We start from the raw sequence: 17,929 nt of genomic DNA, 5'->3' as shown, positions 1-17,929 counted from the left end.
CCTTGTGGCCCCCGTCACCCGCTGGCCCCGGAATTGCTGACCCTCGGGGAACAACCTCACCCTGGGCCCCGGGGCGTGGCTGACTGGCCACACCGCGAGGCTCGGACGACCGGAGCCGTCCATGCATCTCCGCTCTCTCCGCTTCCTGAGCCACCACGGGCTCCTGCCCGTGCTGCTGAGCACGCTCGTGTGCGTGGGCATGGTGAAGGCCCGCGTGGACTGGAGCCAGCGCAGCGTCTACCTCTGGCTGCTCTGGAACCTGTTCCTCGCGTGGCTGCCCTATGGCCTGGCGCTGGTGGCCAGCTTCCTCCAGACACAGCGCCTCGCGCGGTGGTGGCTCCTGGCGCCGCTGGGGGTGACGTGGCTGCTCGTCTTCCCGAACGCGCCCTACCTGCTCACGGACTTCATCCACCTGCGGCCCCGGCCGGGCGTGCCGCTGTGGTTCGATGCGGGGCTGCTGGGGCTCTTCGCGGCCACGGGGTGGATGCTGGGGCTGCTCTCGCTGGAGGTGTGGAAGCGGCTGCTCGAGGAGCGCGTGGGACGCGCGGGCGCCTGGGGGGGCGTGGCGCTGGTGTCCCTGCTGTGCGGCTACGGCATCTACCTGGGCCGGGTGGAGCGGTGGAACAGCTGGGATGTGCTGGCCGAGCCTCGCAAGCTCTTCGAGGCCATCGCCGCGCACCTGCGCGAGCCCTGGGAGAACCGGGCGCTGCTCGGCATCACCACGCTCTTCACCGTGCTGGTGCTGCTCTCGTACTACGCCTTCGAGCAGCTGCGCCGCCAGCGCCACTCGGAGGACGCGCACACCTGAGGCCGGGGCCATGCGCCGAGAGAGTTCTTCCCGGACGCATGGCACACCGGCCTCGTATCGCTGGGGGACAGCGAGCCTCTAGCCACCGTGAAGGGGCATCCGCTTGGCGGGGCCGCCGGCGCGCTTCACGCGCATCTGGCTGGGCGCCTTCTTGCGGCCATTGAGCGAAGTCTTCCGCCGGTTGCTCTTGGGTTCGTGAGTCTCCGCGGCAGGGCCCAGTGTCACGCGCTCGAGCGCCTTCGTCCTGCGGAGCGCGGCGGCCTCATCGCGAGGCAGCGTCTTCTTGCCGTTCTTGGCGCCCGTGCTGGTCTGCGCCGCCCGTGCATCCACACGCCGTCTATTCTTGATGCCTGCGATTTTCGTCCGTACGGCCATGATGCCCTCCTCTAAGAGAGGTAGGGACGGAGCCCCGGCTTTTCCATCCCCCTGCAGAGAGCGGGACGAGGGGCTCCATGAGGGCCCGTGCTGGCCAGGCGGGGGAGCGTCTCAGCCGTTGCGCTTGTTGCCCTTGCCCTTGCCCTTGGCCTTGTCGCGCGGGCGGGCGCGCAGCGTCTCGGGCGGGAACAGCCAGCCCTCCTCGGGTGGCTGAGAGGCGTTCGCGGTGCTGCTGGCCGTCCACTTCAGCGGAGCGCTGGCCTGGGCAGGGGGCAGGTGCTGGCCCCGGCAGCCGCGGCACCAGGACTGGGGACGGCGCTCGCCCCGGATGACGCGGTAGCCAAAGTCCTGCGCGGTGGGCCCCACGTGGTCGCACTTGGGGCACCGGCTCAGCGAGGTGACGCCGTGCTCCTTGGCCTGCTGCTTTCCGTGCTCCACCACGAGCGCCAGAGCGGCTGCGAAGCCCAGCCGCTTCTCCGAGGCGACGTGGAACTGGCGCGCCCGCTTGCGCTTGCCTCCACCCATGATGGGAACCAGATCGGTTCCGCCCAGGAGGTTGCGCTGCTCCAGGACGTGCGACGCGTTCGCGCTCTGATCTTTCGAGTGGCTCACGGGGACAATTCATACTGGGGACGTCTGACATCGCCTTGAGAGGGCGGCCGGATCAGCGCTCAGCCGTCCGCTCGCCCTCCCCGGCAATTCCCGTGAGAACCCAACAGTTTCAGAGACTTACGTCATGTGGTTGAAGGTGCGTCCGGGGTAGGGAACACCGGGGTGCCACCGGGGACGTTGGGATCATGCGGCAGGCTGCCCCGGGGGCTGCGCAGGTAGACGAAGGGGGTGGCGAACAGGAAGTTGGAGACGCGGGACGTATAGATGTCCGCGTAGCGCTCGACCTGCCGAGCGAGGTGGCTCTTGTCGTTGCCCGCGCGGGTGAGCAGGCCCCAGTGCGGGTTGGAGAGCTCGCTGGCCGCGCGCGCCATGGGCCCCAGCTCCGCATCCAGCGCTTCCAGCTCCGTGCGCAGGGTGATCAGCCTCGCCAGCAGCTGATCCTCTGGCTGCTCGGTGCGAGGGCCGTACTGCAGCCGGCGCCGCTGCTGCTCCAGGCGCAGCTGGCAGGCCTCGAACTCCAGCCGCTCCTTCGCCTCCATCTTCTCGGCCAGCTTCGCCTCGGTGGCGCGGAAGGCGGCGATGGCGCGCACCTCCTCCTCCAGCTCACGGAGGATGAGCGCGGTGCGCCAGCGCAGCACGTTCTTCGTCACGTGCACGTCGCCGAACATGTGGTCGCCCACGTAGAGGATCTCGTCTCCGCTCATGCCCAGGTGGCGCTCCAGCTCCAGGGCGCTCCCGCCGAAGTACGGTGTGCCGGCCTTGAGCGGCCCCGAGTGCGGCCGCAACAGCCCCTCGCCCGAGGCCGTCTCCACCACCTCGAACAGCGGCGAGCGCGTGGTGAAGAACTCCGGCTTGCGCGCGCTGACGATGACCACGTCGAACAGCTCGCGCCACGTCATCCCCTTGGGGAGGTAGGGATCAAACGCCGCGTGCATCATCGGCACCGTGTACGTCCACTCGCTGTTGGTGATGAGCAGCAGCTTCTTGCCCGCGCTGCGCTGGTCCAGCAGCGCCAGAGGCGTCTCGGGGTCCGGCTGCACGTAGAGCCCGGGGTTGGCGATGATCTCCGCCTTGAGCTTGCCCGCCATGTGCGTGGCGTCCAGCGTGGTGCGCACGATGGCGTAGAGGTCCGCGTAGCCCATGGGCCCCGGCAGCTTGCCCGCGTCCAGCAGGTCCACGAGCTGGGCGTAGATGCAGGCCTCGGACAGCGAGAAGAGGGTGTTGAGGAACATCCACCGCTTCTCGGCCAAGTCGATGATGGTGCGGGCGTACTCGGTGCGCTGGGTGTCGAAGTCCATGGGGCGCGTGCCGTGCAGCGCCTTCTTCACGAAGCCGAAGCGGTTGGCCTTCAGCAGGTTGCCCTTCTCCGTGTCGATGATGAGGCCCCGGATGGACAGCACCGGATCGAACTGGAGGTGGCCCACGGGCCAGCCCTGGGCCTCGAGCCGCTCGCGGATGTACTCGTACGCGCGGCGCTCCCACGCCTCCACCTTGTAGTGGATGAGCGTGTAGTCCATGTCGTAGCCAATGGCCTTGATGGCCCTCAGGTTGAGGGTGCGATTGCAGAAGATGCCGCGCTCGGGAGGGGGGCCTGCCAGGTAGCCGCTCATAGGGGCCGCTTCCTGCCTTGCCCTCGCTCAAATGTCGAGCAACGTGACAGTGGCTCCGGGCTCAAGTGCCACGGGCAGTCACTTCCAGGGCTTGGCACTGCCTGCCTGTCCGGCGTTGCGGTTAAGCTCTGAACTCCGAAGGAGGAGCGCATGTTCGAGCTGAAGAGGTTGTGGTGGTGCGGCGCGCTGTCGCTGGTGCTCGTAGCAGGGGCCGCGCGGGCCGCGGACGAGTGGGAGACGGTGGAGGACGAGGATGCGCAGATCAAGGTGCGCTCCCGGAAGGACATCAACGGCAAGGAGGTCTGGGCGGAGAAGGACGTGGAGGCCCACGCCGTGGATGTGCAGACGGCGCTGATGGACTCGGCTTCGTTCCGGCTGTGGATGCCGTACGTGAAGGAGTCGCGCTTGGTGTCCACGAACGAGGATGGCTCGCGCGTGGCGTACGCCAAGCTGGACTTCCCGATGGTGGATGACCGCGACTACGTCATCTCGGTGGTAGACGAGAAGAAGATCTCCGAGGACGGGCAGGGCGAGTACGTGCAGCGCTGGAAGGTGGTGGACGCGGGCGTGCCCGAGCGCAAGGGCGTGGTGCGGCTCAAGCACAACGAGGGCACCTGGCAGATAACGTCCAAGGGCGAGAACAAGACGCACATCGTCTACAAGTTCAGCGTGGACCCAGGCGGCTCCATCCCCGACTGGCTGGCAAGCTTTGGCCAGAAGGACGGGGTGCTGGACACGCTGGGCGCCGTGGAGAAGCGGGCGAAGAAGCTGGGCGAGGAGCGCAAGAAGGCGAAGCCGGCGGCGCCCAAGGCTCCCTGAGGGCTGGAGTCGCGCACCCGGTGCAGCGCACACCGGTAAGTCGCGCAAAGCCTGCGCCGCCTCCCCCGAGACTCCCAAGGGGGAGGGGAGGCATGGTTCCTGAAAGGTGGCTCCGGCGTGTGGCGGCATGACGCCGTAGCGGGACCTGGAGGCGACCATGGACACCTTGACGAAGAACGCGCGCGAGGCGCTCCTGCTGCGGCGCAGCCGCCTGCAGGGGCTGGGGGCTCGCGTTCTGCACGGAGCGAGCGAGCTGTCCGAGGGAGAGCGCCGCGAGCTGCACGACATCGAGGACGCGCTGGCCCGCATCCAGGCGGGAGAGTTTGGCAGGTGCGCTCGGTGTGGAGGGGCCCTGGGCCGCTACCGGATGCGAGCGATTCCGGAGGCGCGCTACTGCCTGACGTGCAGCGCCTGGGTGGAGCGCTGAGAGAGCGCGCCCCGGTGAGAAGAAACTCCGAGTGTTGCTCGCGCGAGAACTCTTGTTAGCGCTCAACATTCGATCCCCCAACCCGGGCGCGGCAGCACTCTCCTACAAAGGAGCACCCTCATGTATCACCGTCGGGCAGTTGTTTTGCTCGTCTTCCTCGCTTTGGCGGCCTGTGGTGGCCCCGAGCTGGAGGAGGCGACGCAGGAAGTCTCCACACTCAAGACTCGAGGACGGCTGTTGCGAGTCGAGAGAGCCGTCCCCGGCGAGTACATCGTCGTGTTCCACGAGACGCCGGAGCTCGCAGCCCAAAGTGTCTCGGCGACGGCGAGCACGCTGGCGGCGGCCCACGGCGGCAAGGTGGTGATGACGTACGGGCACGCGCTCCGGGGCTATTGGTCGAAGATGACCGAGGCCGAGGCCCAGGCGCTCGCGGCGGACCCACGGGTCAAATACGTCCAGGAGAACGGCTTTGTCTCGATCAACGCGACGCAGCTGGGCGCCACGTGGGGCCTGGACCGTGTGGACCAGCGGGACCTGCCGCTGAACTCCAACTACGTCTACAACGCGCGGGGCACGGGCGTTCACGCCTACATCATCGACACCGGCGTCTATCAGACGCACCAGGAGTTCACCGGTCGGATCGGCAATGGCTATGACCAGGTGACGCCCGGGGGCAGTGCCACGGACTGCAACGGGCACGGCACGCACGTGGCGGCGACGGTGGGCGGCACCACCTACGGCGTGGCGAAGAACGTGACGCTGCACCCGGTGCGGGTGCTGGACTGCCAGGGCTCGGGCACGGAGGCGGGTGTCATCGCGGGCGTGGACTGGGTGACGGCGAACAAGCAGACGCCCGCGGTGGCGAACATGAGCTTGGGAGGCGATCCGAACCAGGCGCTGGATGACGCGGTCACTCGCTCCATCAACGCGGGCATCACCTATGCGATTGCCGCGGGCAATGACACCACGGATGCGTGCAGCTTCTCGCCGGCGCGGACTCCGGCGGCCATCACCGTGGGGGCCTCGAACAAGACGGACTCGGTGGCGTGGTTCTCCAACTACGGCAGTTGCGTGGACATCATCGCGCCGGGCGAGGACGTCACCTCCGCGTGGAACACCAGCAACAGCGCGACGAACACCATCAGCGGCACGTCGATGGCCACGCCGCACGTGGTGGGCGCCGCGGCGCTATACCTGGAGCGCAACCCCACGGCGACGCCGCAGCAGGTGCGCGACGCGCTGGTGAACAACGGCACGCCGGGCAAGCTCAGCAGCGTGATTCCGGGCACGCCCAACGTGCTGCTGTACACGGGCTTCATTCCTCCGGCGACGGGCGGGGACACCACCGCTCCCACGGCCGCGGTGACCGCGCCCACGGCGGGGGCCACGGTCGTGGGCAACGTGACACTGTCGGCAAGCGCCTCGGACAACGTGGGCGTCACGCGCGTGGACTTCGAGGTGGATGGGGTGGCCGCTGGCAGTGACAGCACGGCGCCGTACTCCATCTCATGGGCCAGCGCCTCGGTGGACAACGGCAGCCACACCATTGTCGCGCGGTCCTGGGACGCCGCGGGCAACTTCGGCACGAGCGCCTCGGTGACGATCACCGTCAACAACCCGGGCGCAGCCACGTATGACCCGGTGCTCAAGGCGCCCAAGTGCGGCAGTGCGGGCGCGCTGTGCACCACCGGCAGCGGCATGGTGAAGGGCCGTGGCGTCATGGGCCCGGAGCTGAACGCGCCCAACACGATCAACAACTCGTGCGCGGATGGGAACAGCGGCACGTACCTGGATGACGAGTCGCTCGAGTCGCTGAAGGTCTACACCACCGACGGCACGAACTTCGCGGCGGGCAAGACGGTCACCGTCGAGGCCAAGGCGTGGGTCTACTCCACAGTCTACGACGCGGTGGACCTGTACTACGCGGCGGATGCGACGAACCCGGTGTGGACGTACATCACCACGCTGACGCCCTCGGCCGCTGGCCTGCAGACGTTTACGGCCACGTACACGCTGCCCACGGGGAATCTCCAGGCCATCCGGGGTTCGTTCCGCTTCTTCGGCGGCCCGAGCCCATGCACCGTGGGCGGCAGCTATGATGACCGCGACGACCTGATCTTCACGGTGGGCGCTGGCGGTGGTGGTGGTGGCGGTGGCACCACGGATACCACCAAGCCGGTGACTTCGATTACCGCGCCCGCTTCCGGGGCCACGCTGAGCGGCACGGTGACGGTGAGCGCCAGCGCCTCGGACAACGTGGGCGTGACCAAGGTGGAGTTCTACGCGGGCTCGACGTTGATCGGCACGGACACCACGGCGCCGTACAGCGTGTCTTGGAACACGGCCAGCGGGGCGAACAGCCCCTACTCGCTGACGAGCAAGGCATATGACGCCGCAGGCAACGTGGGCACCTCGGCGGCGGTGTCCGTCACCGTCAGCAATGGCACCGGGGGCAGCTGCAGTCTCACCGAGCAGCTGCTGGCGAACGCGGGCTTCGAGAGCGGCAACGTGAACTGGACAGCCTCCAGTGGCGTCATCGCGAGCTCGGCCTCCACGGCGAGGAGCGGAAGCTGGCGGGCCCTGCTGGCGGGTCAGGGCTACTACGGCACCTACAGCCTGTACCAGCAGGTCACCATCCCGTCGACGGCGTGCTCGGCCACCCTCAAGTTCTGGCTGAAGATCACCAGTGACGAGGTGGCGGTGAACACCGCGTACGACTTGCTCTCGGTGGAGGTGCAGAACACCTCGGGCACGGTGCTGGGGACGCTGGCCAGCTACAGCAACCTGAGCAAGGGCACGAGCTACGTGGAGCGGACGTTCGACCTGGCCGCCTACAAGGGGCAGACGATTCGGCTCGTCTTCAACGGCTCGGAGGACGTCTCCTATCAGACGAGCTTCTTCGTGGACGATGCGTCCGTGACGGTCGTCCGCTAGAGACCGGAATTCGTTGAGAAGGATGCGGGGGGCCGGTTCGCCGGCCCCCCGGCTGGGTGCCCAGCAATCAAGAGCCGTGCGCTCTGGTGCGCCCACGGGTTATAGACAGAAGTGATGACGACCCAATTCGCCCGCCAGGCTCCCGCGGTCCTCCCCGGGGCCAATGATCCCTGCTGGTGCGGCAGTGGCACCAAGTACAAGAAGTGCCACCGTGGCGCCGATGCTGTCGAGGCTCGCAAGAAGGGGGGAGACACGCAGCGGCAGGGCATCCGGCCGGGCGTCATCAGCCCTCGGCGCAGCGTGCCCATGCACATTCCCCGTCCGGACTACGCGGAGACGGGGCGTCCGAGCCGCTCGGGCGAGATGTCCGACGTGAAGAGCCCGGACGTCATTGCGCGGATGCGGCGGGCGTGTAAGGCGGCCGCCGAGGTGCTGCAGCTGACGGGCGCGGCGGTGCGTCCGGGCATCGCCACGGACGAGCTCGATGCCATTGCCCACGAGGCCTACATCCAGCGTGGGGGCTACCCGAGCACGCTGAACTACCACGGCTTCCCGAAGTCCCTGTGCACCTCGGTGAACGAGGTCATCTGCCACGGCATCCCGGACAGCCGGGTGCTGGTGGAGGGGGACATCGTGAACCTGGACATCACCATCTTCCTGGACGGCGTGCATGGCGACTGCAATGCGACGTTCTTCGTGGGGAAGGTGGATTCGGAGTCCGAGCGTCTGGTGCGAGTGACGCGCGAGTGCCTGGACCTGGGCATTGCGGCGGTGAAGCCGGGCCTGCCCATCAATGTGATTGGCCGGGCCATCGAGGACCACGCGACGAAGAACGGCTTGAGCGTGGTGCGGGCGTACTGCGGCCACGGGATTGGGGAGCGGTTCCACAGCGCGTTGCAGATCCCCCACTACTACGAGGCGGACGCGACGACGATGATGAAGCCGGGGATGACGTTCACCATCGAGCCGATGATCAACCTGGGCCACTGGCAGCACCGCACGTGGGATGACGGGTGGACGGCGGTGACGGCGGACGGCAGCCGCAGCGCTCAGTTCGAGCACACCATCCTGGTGACGGAGCAGGGCGTGGAGATTCTCACGGTGCCCTGAGGCCGGGGCTCGAAGCCACGGTGTTGGAGGGGCACGGGGCCCGGCTACTGCGCCGGGCCGTCCAGCACTTCAGAGAGGCGGGTGGCGCCGAGGGCGCGCTCGAGCCAGCGCTCCAGCGTGGGGACATCCTTGCAGCGCTGGATGAGCTGACGGGAGGCGTCATCCATCCGGAGGCCCTTGGCATCGAGCAAACGGAGCAAGGCTTTGGACAAGCCCTTGGCCTCTCCCTCGATGAGCCCTTGGCTGTGGCCCTGCTCCCTGAGCACCTCTGCCATGGTTTTCATGATGGTCTCTGCCCTCTCCGACTCCAGGATGGAAGGTAACAGGACTACTCCACCTCGGCAGACCGTTGAACCGGCAGGTTGTGGCGCAGCAGGGACTCAGCCCGGGCGGGAGCGTTGAAGACGTAGCGGAAGAAGCGGTCGTGCGGGCCAGCCATGCGCCCAGGCGCCAAAGCAACTCCCGAGCCAACCCTCTGCCAGAGGCGAGAGGGGAGCAGAAAGTCCACGGACGGAGACACTCCGTCTCGCTGTGGAGACGGTGTCCCTTTTGGCTGCGTCCGATTCCAACCTGTCTGACAAGCAGACCACTGGGGCACGCCTGCGCCAGCAGCCCGCCTGCGGATGGGGCAACGGAGCTGAGCGCTCAGCTTCTCTCGCCAGGCTTCAGGGCACCGAGTGGAGGGCGCCCTCGGGGAGAGAAGTCCCCGACGGCCAGAGCAAGTAGATGGCGCCGCCGGAGTGGCGCCAGGCGCGCCATAGCTCGTCCCTCTTGTAGATGGCCTCGACCTTGTCGTCGCTGGGGAACGCGGGGTCGTTGACCACCACATCTCCCTGCGGAGAGAAGCCCTTCACGACGATGAGGTGCCCGTCCGATCTGCGCGACGCGCCTCCCGTCAGCTCTCCCTGTTCATAGGCGATGCTGATGCTCACGGGGATTCCCGCGGCGATGAGCCGCTCCACCTGACTGAAGGAGTCGAGCCTCGCGACCATGCCGTGAAGGGCGCCACCGCCCATCGCCGAGGCATAGGCGACGTTGAAGCTCCAGTTACCCGTGCCGTCGTAGACCTCGTCCAGGGTGTTGGCGGCGGCGGCCGGCACAGTCTCCGCCAGCTCCGGCTGGTTCAGCTTCCGAGCCCAGTAGCTCAGCAGCATCGTGGTGGACGTGGGCGAGCACCAGACAGGCCCACCGTTCGGATAGATCATCTGCGAGAGGCCGGGCACCTCCAGCACCGTGCCCCAGCCCACGCGATCCGACGCCCCATCCGTGGGTGTGCGCGTGCTATCGCTCAGCGCCAGCGAGAGGGCGCGGATGCGCGGGCTCACTCCCGGCTGCGTGGAGTAGAGCCACACCGTCACGCGGACGGCCTGCGCGGGCTTCTTCAGGGCGAGCGTGTCGGTGAGGACCTTGCCCAGTGCGTCCTCCTGGCCGTTCACGCTGCGCCGCGACACGGTGCCCTTGTCGAAGGCCCAGGGGCCGAAGTCGTAGTCCTTCGTCCACGTGTCCCCCACGCGCGCGGCGAGCGTCAGTCGCACCCAGGTGCCCGGGGGGGTGAGCGCCTCCAGCGAGGGCACGGCGTGGGTGAAGCCGGTGGGAATGGAGTGGTCCGCCAGCACGGCTGTGCCGAAGCGGTAGCTCTCCACCGGCGGAGGCCCGCCTTCCTTGCCTGCGGGAAAGGGCGCGGAGCCTAAGGGCGCTGTCGCATCCAACTCCAGCGCGCCATCTCCGGCGAGCACCGTGCCCTCCCGGGAGAAACGCTCGAAGTCACGCGTCGCCGCGCTGAGCCGCCACTGTCGCGCCACGGGCCCCTCCACCACGGGGTTCGTTCGAGACCATCCTGCACACCCCGCCAGGGCCAGGAGAGGAACGAGAAGAAAATGAGAGCGAACGGTCACGGGCGCGGAGCTAATCACGGGCCTGCTTCCACGCACAGCGCATCCACTCCGAGTCCTACTCCTTCACCAGCTCGTGGAGCAGCAGGTAGACGAACTCGGCGCCTGGCTGGAGCGAGGCCACGGGCACCCGCTCGTTGGGAGCGTGCGCGGTGCGCGCATCCTCGGGAGTGAGCGCGAACAGGTCGATGCCGTAGGCATGAATGCCAGCACGCCGGAGCAGGGCCGACTCGGTGGTGCCGGTGGACTGGCGGGGGATGACGGGCACGCCGGGCCACACCTGGGACGCTGCGGCCCTCGCGGCCTGGAACATCGCGTTATCCCCCACGGGCGACATGGGCGAGTTCGGAGGACTCGTGTTCATTTCCACCTGGACGGAGGGATCCGCCACCGCGGCGACAAGGCGGGCCTTGAGCGCGGGGGCGTCTTCGTCCGGCAGCAGCCGGCAGTTGATGGTGGCCTCGGCAGTGGCGGGGATGACATTGGGGCGGGTGCCCGCCTGGAAGACGGTGGGTGTGCACGTGGTGCGCATCACCGCCGCCAGGGCCGGATCCAGGCGGGCCACAGTATCCACCGCGTCCGAAGGTGGCGCGTCGGGTGATGCGGCAATGCGCTTCAGCGCTTCGCCCAGCTCGCCGGCGGTCCGGGGAGCACGCCCCTGGATGTGCAGCCGCGCCGCCGGCGTCAGCCGGGCCGGGAAGGTGAGGGCCCCGATGCGAGCCACCGCCGCGGACACCCGTACCAGCGGGTTGGGGTCCGCGGGCGGCGCGGACGAGTGGCCCCCTGGGCCCGTGGCCTTGAGCACCACGTCCCGGGAGACACGCTCGGCGGCCTGGAGCGCCACGAACTGCACCCGGCTTCGGTCCGCGGCCAGCTCGGTGAGGCCCCCCTCGTTGAGGGCGAACTCGGCCTCGCGCAGCTCCGGACGGTTCGCCAGCATCCACTCCAGCCCGTAGCGAGGGCCCACCTCCTCGTCCGCGCCGAGGTACAGGATGAGGTCTCGCGATCGCTTCCCGCCCTCCCGCTGGAGCCGCCGCAGCGCCAGCACGCTCGCGGCGGCCATGCCCTTGTTGTCCTGCACACCGCGGCCATAGAGGAAGCCCTCGCGCTCGGTGAGCTGCCAGGGATCGGTTGCCCACTCCTCGCGCTTGGCAGGGACCGTGTCCAGGTGTGCCAGGACGAGGATGGGACGGCCGCCGCCCGTGCCCTTCAGCCGGGCCAGCAGGTTCCCGCGCCCAGGGGCAGGCTCGAGGATTTCCACCTCGATGCCCGCTTCGCGCAGCCACTTTGCCGCCACCTGGGCGGCGGCGGTCTCATTCCCGGGAGGGTTGGAGGTGTCCACCGCGACGAGCTCGGCGAGCAGCGTCCGCAGTTCGGTGTCCGCAGTACGCGGACGCGAAGGGGAGGCCGGTCCAGCCGCGTGGCTGCAACCCAGGGCGATGAGGGTGAGGCACAAGGGAAGGGAGCGCATGAGCGGGTGCGTTGTACCCCGCCCGATGCCTTCCCGCCTCATCGCCGGGACAAGTCGTGCTACAGGGCTCACCGACCTGGAGAACCCGACCGCCCATGCCCCCCGCCTTGAATCCTCGCGTCGTCGAACTGCCGCTGCGCCACGCCTGGACGATCTCCCGAGGCACCAGCACCTCGAAGCGCAACGTCTTCGTCGAGCTGCGCTCTGGAGAGCACGTGGGGATCGGCGAGGCCGCGCCCAACGTGCGCTACCACGAGTCCGCGGAGACGGTGCTGGAGTCCCTGGGCAAGCTGGCACCCGTGCTCGACCGGCAGGACCTGCGCTACTTCCGTGACCTCTCGGAGGCGCTCCAGGAGGCCGTGCCCGGCAACGGCGCGGCCAAGGCGGCGGTGGACATCGCCCTGCATGACCTGGCGGGCAAGGTGCTCGGGGCGCCGCTGTACCGGCTGATCGGAGTCGATCCGGCGCGCATGCCCATCACCTCGTTCTCCATTGGGATCGACGACCCGGAGACGCTGGCGCGCAAGGTGCGCGAGGCCGAGCCGTACCCGGTTCTCAAGGTGAAGCTGGGCGCGGACCGGGTGCGCGAAGTTTTCGGCACGGTGCGGGCGGCGACCTCCAAGGTGATTCGCGTGGATGCGAACGAGGCCTGGCGTCCCGAAGAGGCGCTCCAGCACATCGAGTGGATGGCCACTCAGGGTGTGGAGCTGGTGGAGCAGCCCCTGCCCGCGGCGGACGAGGAGGGCGCGAAGTGGCTGAAGGCGCGCTCGCCGCTGCCGCTGGTGGCGGATGAGGCCCTGATTCGCGCCTCGGATGTGCCGCGGCTTGCCGAGGGGTACCACGGCATCAACGTGAAGCTGCAGAAGGCCGGTGGCATCCGCGAGACGTTGCGCATCATCGATGTGGCCCGGGCCTGTGGGCTGAAGGTGATGATCGGGTGCATGGTGGAGACGTCGGTGGGCATCGCTGCTGCGGCGCACCTGGGGCCCCTGGCGGACTGGCTGGACCTGGACGGCAACCTGCTCATCGCCGAGGACCCCTTCCAGGGACACCCAGTGGTGGAGGGGCGCATCCAGCTCGGGGACGGGCCGGGGCTGGGCGTGGAGCCGCGGACGCGCGCGTGAGCCCGGCACTCATCCAGGACCCGATGTCGGTGCTCGCGGTGCTGCTGGGCGTCGTCGGCCTGCTGTTCCTGGCCGATCGGCATCCGGTGCTCGGGCGGTTTTTCCGCGTGGTGCCGCTGCTCGTCTTCATCTACTTCGTTCCCACGCTGCTCTCGAACCTGGGCGTGATTCCGCTCCAGTCCGAGCTGTACCGCTTCGTGCGCGCGTACCTGCTGCCCGCGAGCCTGGTGCTGCTGGTGCTCTCCGTGGACCTGCCCGCGATTGCCCGGCTGGGACGCAACGCGGTGGTGATCTTCCTGGCGGGAGCGGTGGGCATCGTCCTGGGAGGACCCCTGGCGTACCTGCTGCTCGGGGGGCTGGTGCCGGCCGAGCTGGGAGAGGAAGCCTGGAAGGGGCTGGCGGCGCTGAGCGGCTCGTGGATCGGCGGCAGTGCGAACTTCGTGGCCATTGGCCAGAGCGTGGGTGCCAAAGACAGCACGTTGAGCATGATGGTGGTGGTGGACGTGGGCGTCTCCAACATCTGGACGGCGGTGCTGTTGTCCTTCGCGGGCCGCGAGCAGCAGATGGACGCGAAGATTGGCGCGGATCGGCGGACACTGGACGCGGTGCGAGGAGAGGTGGAGCGCCTTCAGGCCGAGACGGCCCGGCCCGCGAGTCTGGCGGACCTGCTGTGGATGCTGGCCATCGCCTTCGGGGCGACGGTGGCGTGTACGGTGGTGGCCTCGAAGCTGCCGGACCTGGGCAGCGTCGTGACGGGCTTCACGTGGGTGGTGTTGCTGGTGACGACCGTGGGCGTGGTCCTCTCCTTCACTCCGGTGCGGAGGTTGGAGGGGGCGGGGGCCAGCCGGATGGGCTCGGTCTTCCTCTACCTGCTGGTGGCCACCATCGGTGCGCAGGCCGAGTTCCGGCGCCTCCTGGACGCTCCGGCGCTGGTGGCGGTGGGCATGGTGTGGATGGCCATCCACGCGGCGGTGACGCTGGGCGTACGGCGGTTGCTGCGAGCGCCCATCTTCTTCGCGGCGGTGGGCTCACAGGCAAACGTGGGAGGCACAGCGTCCGCTTCGGTGGTGGCCGCGGCTTTCCACCCGGCCTTGGCACCCGTGGGCGTGCTGCTGGCCGTGCTGGGCTACGTGTTGGGCACCTACGGTGGACTGATCAGCGCGGCGATGCTCAAGCAGGTGTACCAGCTCCTCCACTGACACGGGAGGAGCCGGAAGGCTTCAATCATTTCTCCAAGATGATGATCCGCTGCTCGTGATCGGCCAGTTGGTCGCTGTGCTTGTTCAAAGCTTGCCGCACGTCTTGCACCATCTCCACCAGGAGCTTCAGGTAGTCATGCGCCTGCACCAGGCCTTGGTGCAACAGGTCCAGACGTTGTTCCGTGACGGCCTTGAAGCTCAGCATCTCGTGCTTGAACTCCCGCATCTCGTGCTTGAACTCCCGCATCTCCCGCTTGAAGCCCTGGTAGTCCTGCTGGTGGTCCCGGAACTCGTGGAGCAACTGCAGCACCAGCTCCCCGCCCATCGACTTCGCCATGTTCACCGTCCTCCCGGGTACCGCTCGCTTGCTCACGAACGGATGCATCCTACCACAGGAGTTGGGACATAGCACCCTACCCTGACACGGCTCTCGGCGTGTGCGGCAGGTCCGTCCCTTCGAGCGTCGCCCGTTGCAGCTCGAAGCGTGCTGACCGCAGCGCCTGCACCACCACGAGCCCTGGCTGGTCCAGCTGCACCGAGTCACCGGCCGCGAGCACATGGTCCTCGGCATCACCCTCGCGCGTGAGCCACACCCAGCCCTCGTGGCAGGTGAAGGTGAGTCTGTAGGCGTGCACCCGGCGGCTCCAGAGCTCGCCCTGGGCCAGCGTCACCGTGCCGTACCCCACGGGGCACCGCACTGGGAGCAGCTTCGCGAAGGCCCTGCGCATCCATCCCGTACCAAGGAGAACATTCGTCATCGTCCGCCTCCTGTGGCACCCAAGATGCGCCCGAGGCAGGAACAAGAACAGATTCAGAAGGTTGAAATTGTGACCAGTACAGTGGGTACCATGGCCACTGTGCCGGTCCAGAATGAGGTCAGCTGTATCTGGGCCGCCCCAGCCCCTGCCGTTATTCAACCGGGTTCAGGACCGCACGAGCCCGCTGAGAGGACCGCACGATGGACACAGCCCACAGGTCAAAGCTGTACGAGCAGGTGGCCGAGCGCATTGGTGACGCCATCGCCACCGGCACGCTGCGGCCTGGGGAGCGCCTGCCCTCCGTACGAGAGCTCAGCACCCGCGAGCGGGTGAGCATCTCCACCGTGCTGCAAGCGTACGTCCACCTGGAGTCCATGGGGCTCGTGGAGACGCGTCCCCAGTCGGGCCACTACGTGCGCCGGCGCGAGCGCCCTCTGCCCGCCGAGCCTCAGGTGTCCTCCCGGCCCCCCACCACTGCCAGTCCCGTGAGCGTCAGCGCGCTCGTGGCCCGTGTGTACCGGTCCGCGAGCGATCCCCGGATGGTGCCCCTCGGTGCTGGCATCCCCGCCGCGGAGCTGCTGCCCACCCGGCGCCTCAACCGCGAGCTGGCGCTCCTGGCTCGCGAGGCCGGTGAGCTGGCCGTGGCCTACGACATGCCGCCCGGCTGTCCGGAGCTGCGGAGACAGCTCGCCCGTCGCGCGCTCGACTGGGGCTGTACCCTGGGCGCGGATGACTTCATCACCACCTGTGGCGCCTCCGAGGCCCTCCACCTGAGCCTCCTCGCCGTGGCGAGGACCGGCGACACCATCGCCATCGAGTCCCCCGCCTACTACGGCACCCTGCGGGCCATCGAGGCGCTCGGGCTGCGGGCCCTGGAGATTCCCTGCCACCCTCGGCACGGAATGGAAATCGAGGCCCTGGAGGCAGTGCTCGCCAAGCGGCGCGTGGCCGCTGTGCTGATCGTGCCCAGCTTCAGCAACCCCGTGGGCAGCTGCATGCCCGAGGTGAACCGCCAGCGCCTCGTGACGCTGCTCGCCCAGCACGACGTTCCCCTCATCGAGGACGATCTTTACGGAGATCTCCACTTCGGCGCGGAGCGCCCCCGGCCCTGCAAGGCATTCGATACCGACGGACGGGTGCTGCTGTGTGGCTCCTTCTCGAAGACCCTGGCCCCTGGCTACCGGGTGGGGTGGGTGGCTCCCGGCCGCTACCGCGAGCGCGTGGAGTTGCTGAAGTTCGCGCAGACCGTGGCCACGCCCACGCTGCCCCAGCTCGCCATCGCCCGCTTCCTCCAGGGCGGAGGCTACGACCGGCACCTCCGGACGCTGCGGCGCCGGGTGGCCGCGCAGGTGGAGCGCATGCGCGAGGCCATCGCCGAGCACTTCCCCCAGGGCACCTGCGCGACGCGGCCCACCGGCAACGCGCTGCTCTGGGTCGAGCTGCCTCCCACGGTGGATGCGCTCATCCTCCACGAGCGAGCGCTGGAGGCGGGGATCAGCATCGCGCCCGGCCCCATCTTCTCCGCGCAGGCCCGGCGCTATTCCCACCACATCCGTCTGAACTGCGGCCACCCGTGGTCTCCTCGCATCGAGGCCGCAATGGCCACGCTGGGGAGCCTGGCGCGGAGCCTTGCCTGAGCCTCGGTGTTACCTTCAATGGGAGCCCAGGGAGGTCCGACGATGGCTGCTGACCGAAGCGAGGTTCCTCTGTTCCAGCTCCCTGTGCCGGGCGGTCCGCCTCGGGGTACCCTGGATGCCTGGCAGCGGCGTGACATGCTGGTGGCCGTGCTGCACCCGGGCTGCGACATCTGTCATGCGCTCCACCGGATGCTCATGGCCCGAGCCCCAGGCTGGCGCTCGGAGGAGATCGAGGTCTTCTCCGTGGTGCCCCCAGGCCGGCTGGGCGAGCCATTGCCTCCTGGGGCGCTCCAAGACTCAGAGGGCCGGGTCTCCCAGGAGCTGATGAAGGAGCTGGGGGCTTCACCCGGAGGCGCGGTGCTGGCCGTGGCCAACCGCTTCGGCACGCTCTACGCCGTGCTGGACATCCACAGCGGGCCCACTGAGGCCGTGCTGAAAGAGGCCCTGGAGTGGCTGGACCTCGCGCAGCGCCAGTGCGGCGAGTGCTTCGCGCCCCTGAACTGGGACTGACGCCGCGCGCCTGCCTCAGTTCCCCGGCTTCGTGTCCACGCGAGGGCCCTGAGTGAAGCGCTGCTCGGGGCCCGGTCCAGCGTAGACCTGCACCGCGCGAAACGGCCCCTCGGACACCACCTGCGCCGAGTGCTTCGCGCCCGCGGGGATGTACACCGCGTCCCCCTTCTCCACTCGGAGCTTCTGCCCGCTCACCGTCATCTCCGCGGCGCCGTCCTCGACATAGAGGATCTCCGCGCTGGACTCGTGGATGTGCTCGGGCACGCCAGAGCCCTTGCCCAGCTCCAGCAGCGTCACGGACGCGGCCGTGGCGCCCGTGGAGGCGTTGAGCAGCAGCGTGGCCGAGCCCTTGCCGTTGGCGATGAGGTGACGCGGCGCCTCCTTCGTGGACACGCGGTAGCGAGGCGCAGCGGCGGGCTCGGAGGCCCAGGACATCGCGGCCAGTCCCAGCACCGCAGCGCCCAACAAGGGGAGGACAATCCGGGGACGCGTCATGTCCCTGGATTTACCACGCCCGTGACCGCCGTCCTCGTGTGTGCGCGCGTGTCCCGCATCGGCCGCTCCAGTATCACCATGGAGTACGCCGTGGCCGGCAGGGCAAGTCCTTCGCACCGCCCGCCTGACAGGGATGTCAGAACTCTCC

19 protein-coding genes are annotated in these 17,929 nt (G+C 68.6%); 9 read left to right on the top strand and 10 right to left on the bottom strand.

All coding sequences use genetic code 11. The features are described 5' to 3' along the window. Positions 1 to 121: 121 nt before the first annotated feature. Positions 122 to 808 (top strand): DUF1361 domain-containing protein, encoded by a 687-nt coding sequence (locus tag DB31_RS26660; protein WP_044192703.1) that lies wholly within the window; start codon positions 122 to 124, stop codon positions 806 to 808. A 78-nt stretch (positions 809 to 886) separates the two neighbouring features. Here the strand turns inward: DB31_RS26660 and DB31_RS26655 are convergent, their stop codons facing one another. The 3 genes from DB31_RS26655 to DB31_RS26645 all read right to left on the bottom strand — a co-directional run bounded on the left by DB31_RS26655 (position 887) and on the right by DB31_RS26645 (position 3,405). Beyond that, positions 887 to 1,183: a hypothetical protein gene (locus DB31_RS26655; protein WP_205628573.1), complete on the bottom strand. Its 297-nt coding sequence runs from the start codon at positions 1,181 to 1,183 to the stop codon at positions 887 to 889. A 111-nt stretch (positions 1,184 to 1,294) separates the two neighbouring features. After that, on the bottom strand, positions 1,295 to 1,795 hold the full coding sequence (locus DB31_RS26650; protein WP_044192700.1) for a hypothetical protein: 501 nt from the start codon (positions 1,793 to 1,795) through the stop codon (positions 1,295 to 1,297). Between the two features lie 122 nt (positions 1,796 to 1,917). Further along, entirely contained in the window at positions 1,918 to 3,405 is a 1,488-nt protein-coding gene (locus DB31_RS26645) for an HAD-IG family 5'-nucleotidase (RefSeq protein ID WP_044192699.1), read from the bottom strand. Positions 3,406 to 3,555: 150 nt separating this feature from the next. Here DB31_RS26645 and DB31_RS26640 point away from each other — a divergent pair, with 150 nt between their 5' ends. The 4 genes from DB31_RS26640 to map all read left to right on the top strand — a co-directional run bounded on the left by DB31_RS26640 (position 3,556) and on the right by map (position 8,695). Next, entirely contained in the window at positions 3,556 to 4,224 is a 669-nt protein-coding gene (locus DB31_RS26640; RefSeq protein WP_044192697.1) for an START domain-containing protein, read from the top strand. 157 nt (positions 4,225 to 4,381) lie between these two features. Further along, positions 4,382 to 4,651 (top strand): TraR/DksA family transcriptional regulator, encoded by a 270-nt coding sequence (locus DB31_RS26635; RefSeq protein ID WP_044192695.1) that lies wholly within the window; start codon positions 4,382 to 4,384, stop codon positions 4,649 to 4,651. Between the two features lie 120 nt (positions 4,652 to 4,771). Continuing rightward, positions 4,772 to 7,585 carry a S8 family serine peptidase gene (locus DB31_RS26630; RefSeq protein ID WP_044192694.1) on the top strand — a complete coding sequence of 938 codons (2,814 nt, stop codon included), beginning with the start codon at positions 4,772 to 4,774 and terminating at the stop codon, positions 7,583 to 7,585. Positions 7,586 to 7,699: 114 nt separating this feature from the next. Further along, on the top strand, positions 7,700 to 8,695 hold the full coding sequence (gene map, locus DB31_RS26625) for a type I methionyl aminopeptidase (protein ID WP_044192692.1): 996 nt from the start codon (positions 7,700 to 7,702) through the stop codon (positions 8,693 to 8,695). 44 nt (positions 8,696 to 8,739) lie between these two features. Here map and DB31_RS26620 read toward each other — a convergent pair whose 3' ends face one another. The 4 genes from DB31_RS26620 to DB31_RS26610 all read right to left on the bottom strand — a co-directional run bounded on the left by DB31_RS26620 (position 8,740) and on the right by DB31_RS26610 (position 12,058). Continuing rightward, positions 8,740 to 8,979, bottom strand: coding sequence for a hypothetical protein (locus DB31_RS26620; RefSeq protein WP_157232189.1), 240 nt, complete (start codon positions 8,977 to 8,979; stop codon positions 8,740 to 8,742). 44 nt (positions 8,980 to 9,023) lie between these two features. Continuing rightward, positions 9,024 to 9,134 carry an Rpn family recombination-promoting nuclease/putative transposase gene (locus tag DB31_RS50030; RefSeq protein WP_205628572.1) on the bottom strand — a complete coding sequence of 37 codons (111 nt, stop codon included), beginning with the start codon at positions 9,132 to 9,134 and terminating at the stop codon, positions 9,024 to 9,026. Between the two features lie 226 nt (positions 9,135 to 9,360). Further along, positions 9,361 to 10,497, bottom strand: coding sequence for a peptidase C39 family protein (locus DB31_RS26615; RefSeq protein WP_044192967.1), 1,137 nt, complete (start codon positions 10,495 to 10,497; stop codon positions 9,361 to 9,363). Between the two features lie 148 nt (positions 10,498 to 10,645). After that, positions 10,646 to 12,058: a M20/M25/M40 family metallo-hydrolase gene (locus tag DB31_RS26610; protein WP_044192690.1), complete on the bottom strand. Its 1,413-nt coding sequence runs from the start codon at positions 12,056 to 12,058 to the stop codon at positions 10,646 to 10,648. A 95-nt stretch (positions 12,059 to 12,153) separates the two neighbouring features. Here DB31_RS26610 and DB31_RS26605 point away from each other — a divergent pair, with 95 nt between their 5' ends. Then, a complete protein-coding gene (locus DB31_RS26605; RefSeq protein ID WP_044192689.1) occupies positions 12,154 to 13,182 on the top strand; it encodes a dipeptide epimerase in 1,029 nt (342 codons plus the stop codon). Beyond that, positions 13,179 to 14,381, top strand: coding sequence for a DUF819 family protein (locus DB31_RS26600; protein WP_240486902.1), 1,203 nt, complete (start codon positions 13,179 to 13,181; stop codon positions 14,379 to 14,381). Before DB31_RS26605 ends, DB31_RS26600 begins: the two co-directional genes overlap by 4 nt. A gap of 25 nt (positions 14,382 to 14,406) precedes the next feature. Here the strand turns inward: DB31_RS26600 and DB31_RS26595 are convergent, their stop codons facing one another. Together DB31_RS26595 and DB31_RS26590 are read right to left on the bottom strand one after the other, a co-directional pair. Next, complete coding sequence (locus DB31_RS26595) at positions 14,407 to 14,718, bottom strand: hypothetical protein (RefSeq protein WP_044192685.1); 312 nt, start codon at positions 14,716 to 14,718, stop codon at positions 14,407 to 14,409. A 76-nt stretch (positions 14,719 to 14,794) separates the two neighbouring features. Continuing rightward, complete coding sequence (locus DB31_RS26590; RefSeq protein ID WP_083968710.1) at positions 14,795 to 15,139, bottom strand: DUF2917 domain-containing protein; 345 nt, start codon at positions 15,137 to 15,139, stop codon at positions 14,795 to 14,797. A gap of 200 nt (positions 15,140 to 15,339) precedes the next feature. On the opposite strand from DB31_RS26590, the gene DB31_RS26585 reads away from it, so the two are divergent. Next, positions 15,340 to 16,776 (top strand): aminotransferase-like domain-containing protein, encoded by a 1,437-nt coding sequence (locus DB31_RS26585; RefSeq protein WP_044192680.1) that lies wholly within the window; start codon positions 15,340 to 15,342, stop codon positions 16,774 to 16,776. Between the two features lie 42 nt (positions 16,777 to 16,818). Next, entirely contained in the window at positions 16,819 to 17,286 is a 468-nt protein-coding gene (locus tag DB31_RS26580) for a hypothetical protein (protein ID WP_044192679.1), read from the top strand. Between the two features lie 15 nt (positions 17,287 to 17,301). Here DB31_RS26580 and DB31_RS26575 read toward each other — a convergent pair whose 3' ends face one another. After that, complete coding sequence (locus tag DB31_RS26575; RefSeq protein ID WP_052420257.1) at positions 17,302 to 17,781, bottom strand: cupin domain-containing protein; 480 nt, start codon at positions 17,779 to 17,781, stop codon at positions 17,302 to 17,304. Positions 17,782 to 17,929: the final 148 nt, after the last annotated feature.

Source organism: Hyalangium minutum (assembly GCF_000737315.1).
Lineage (GTDB): Bacteria > Myxococcota > Myxococcia > Myxococcales > Myxococcaceae > Hyalangium > Hyalangium minutum.
This window is presented reverse-complemented; position numbering and strand designations above follow the sequence as displayed.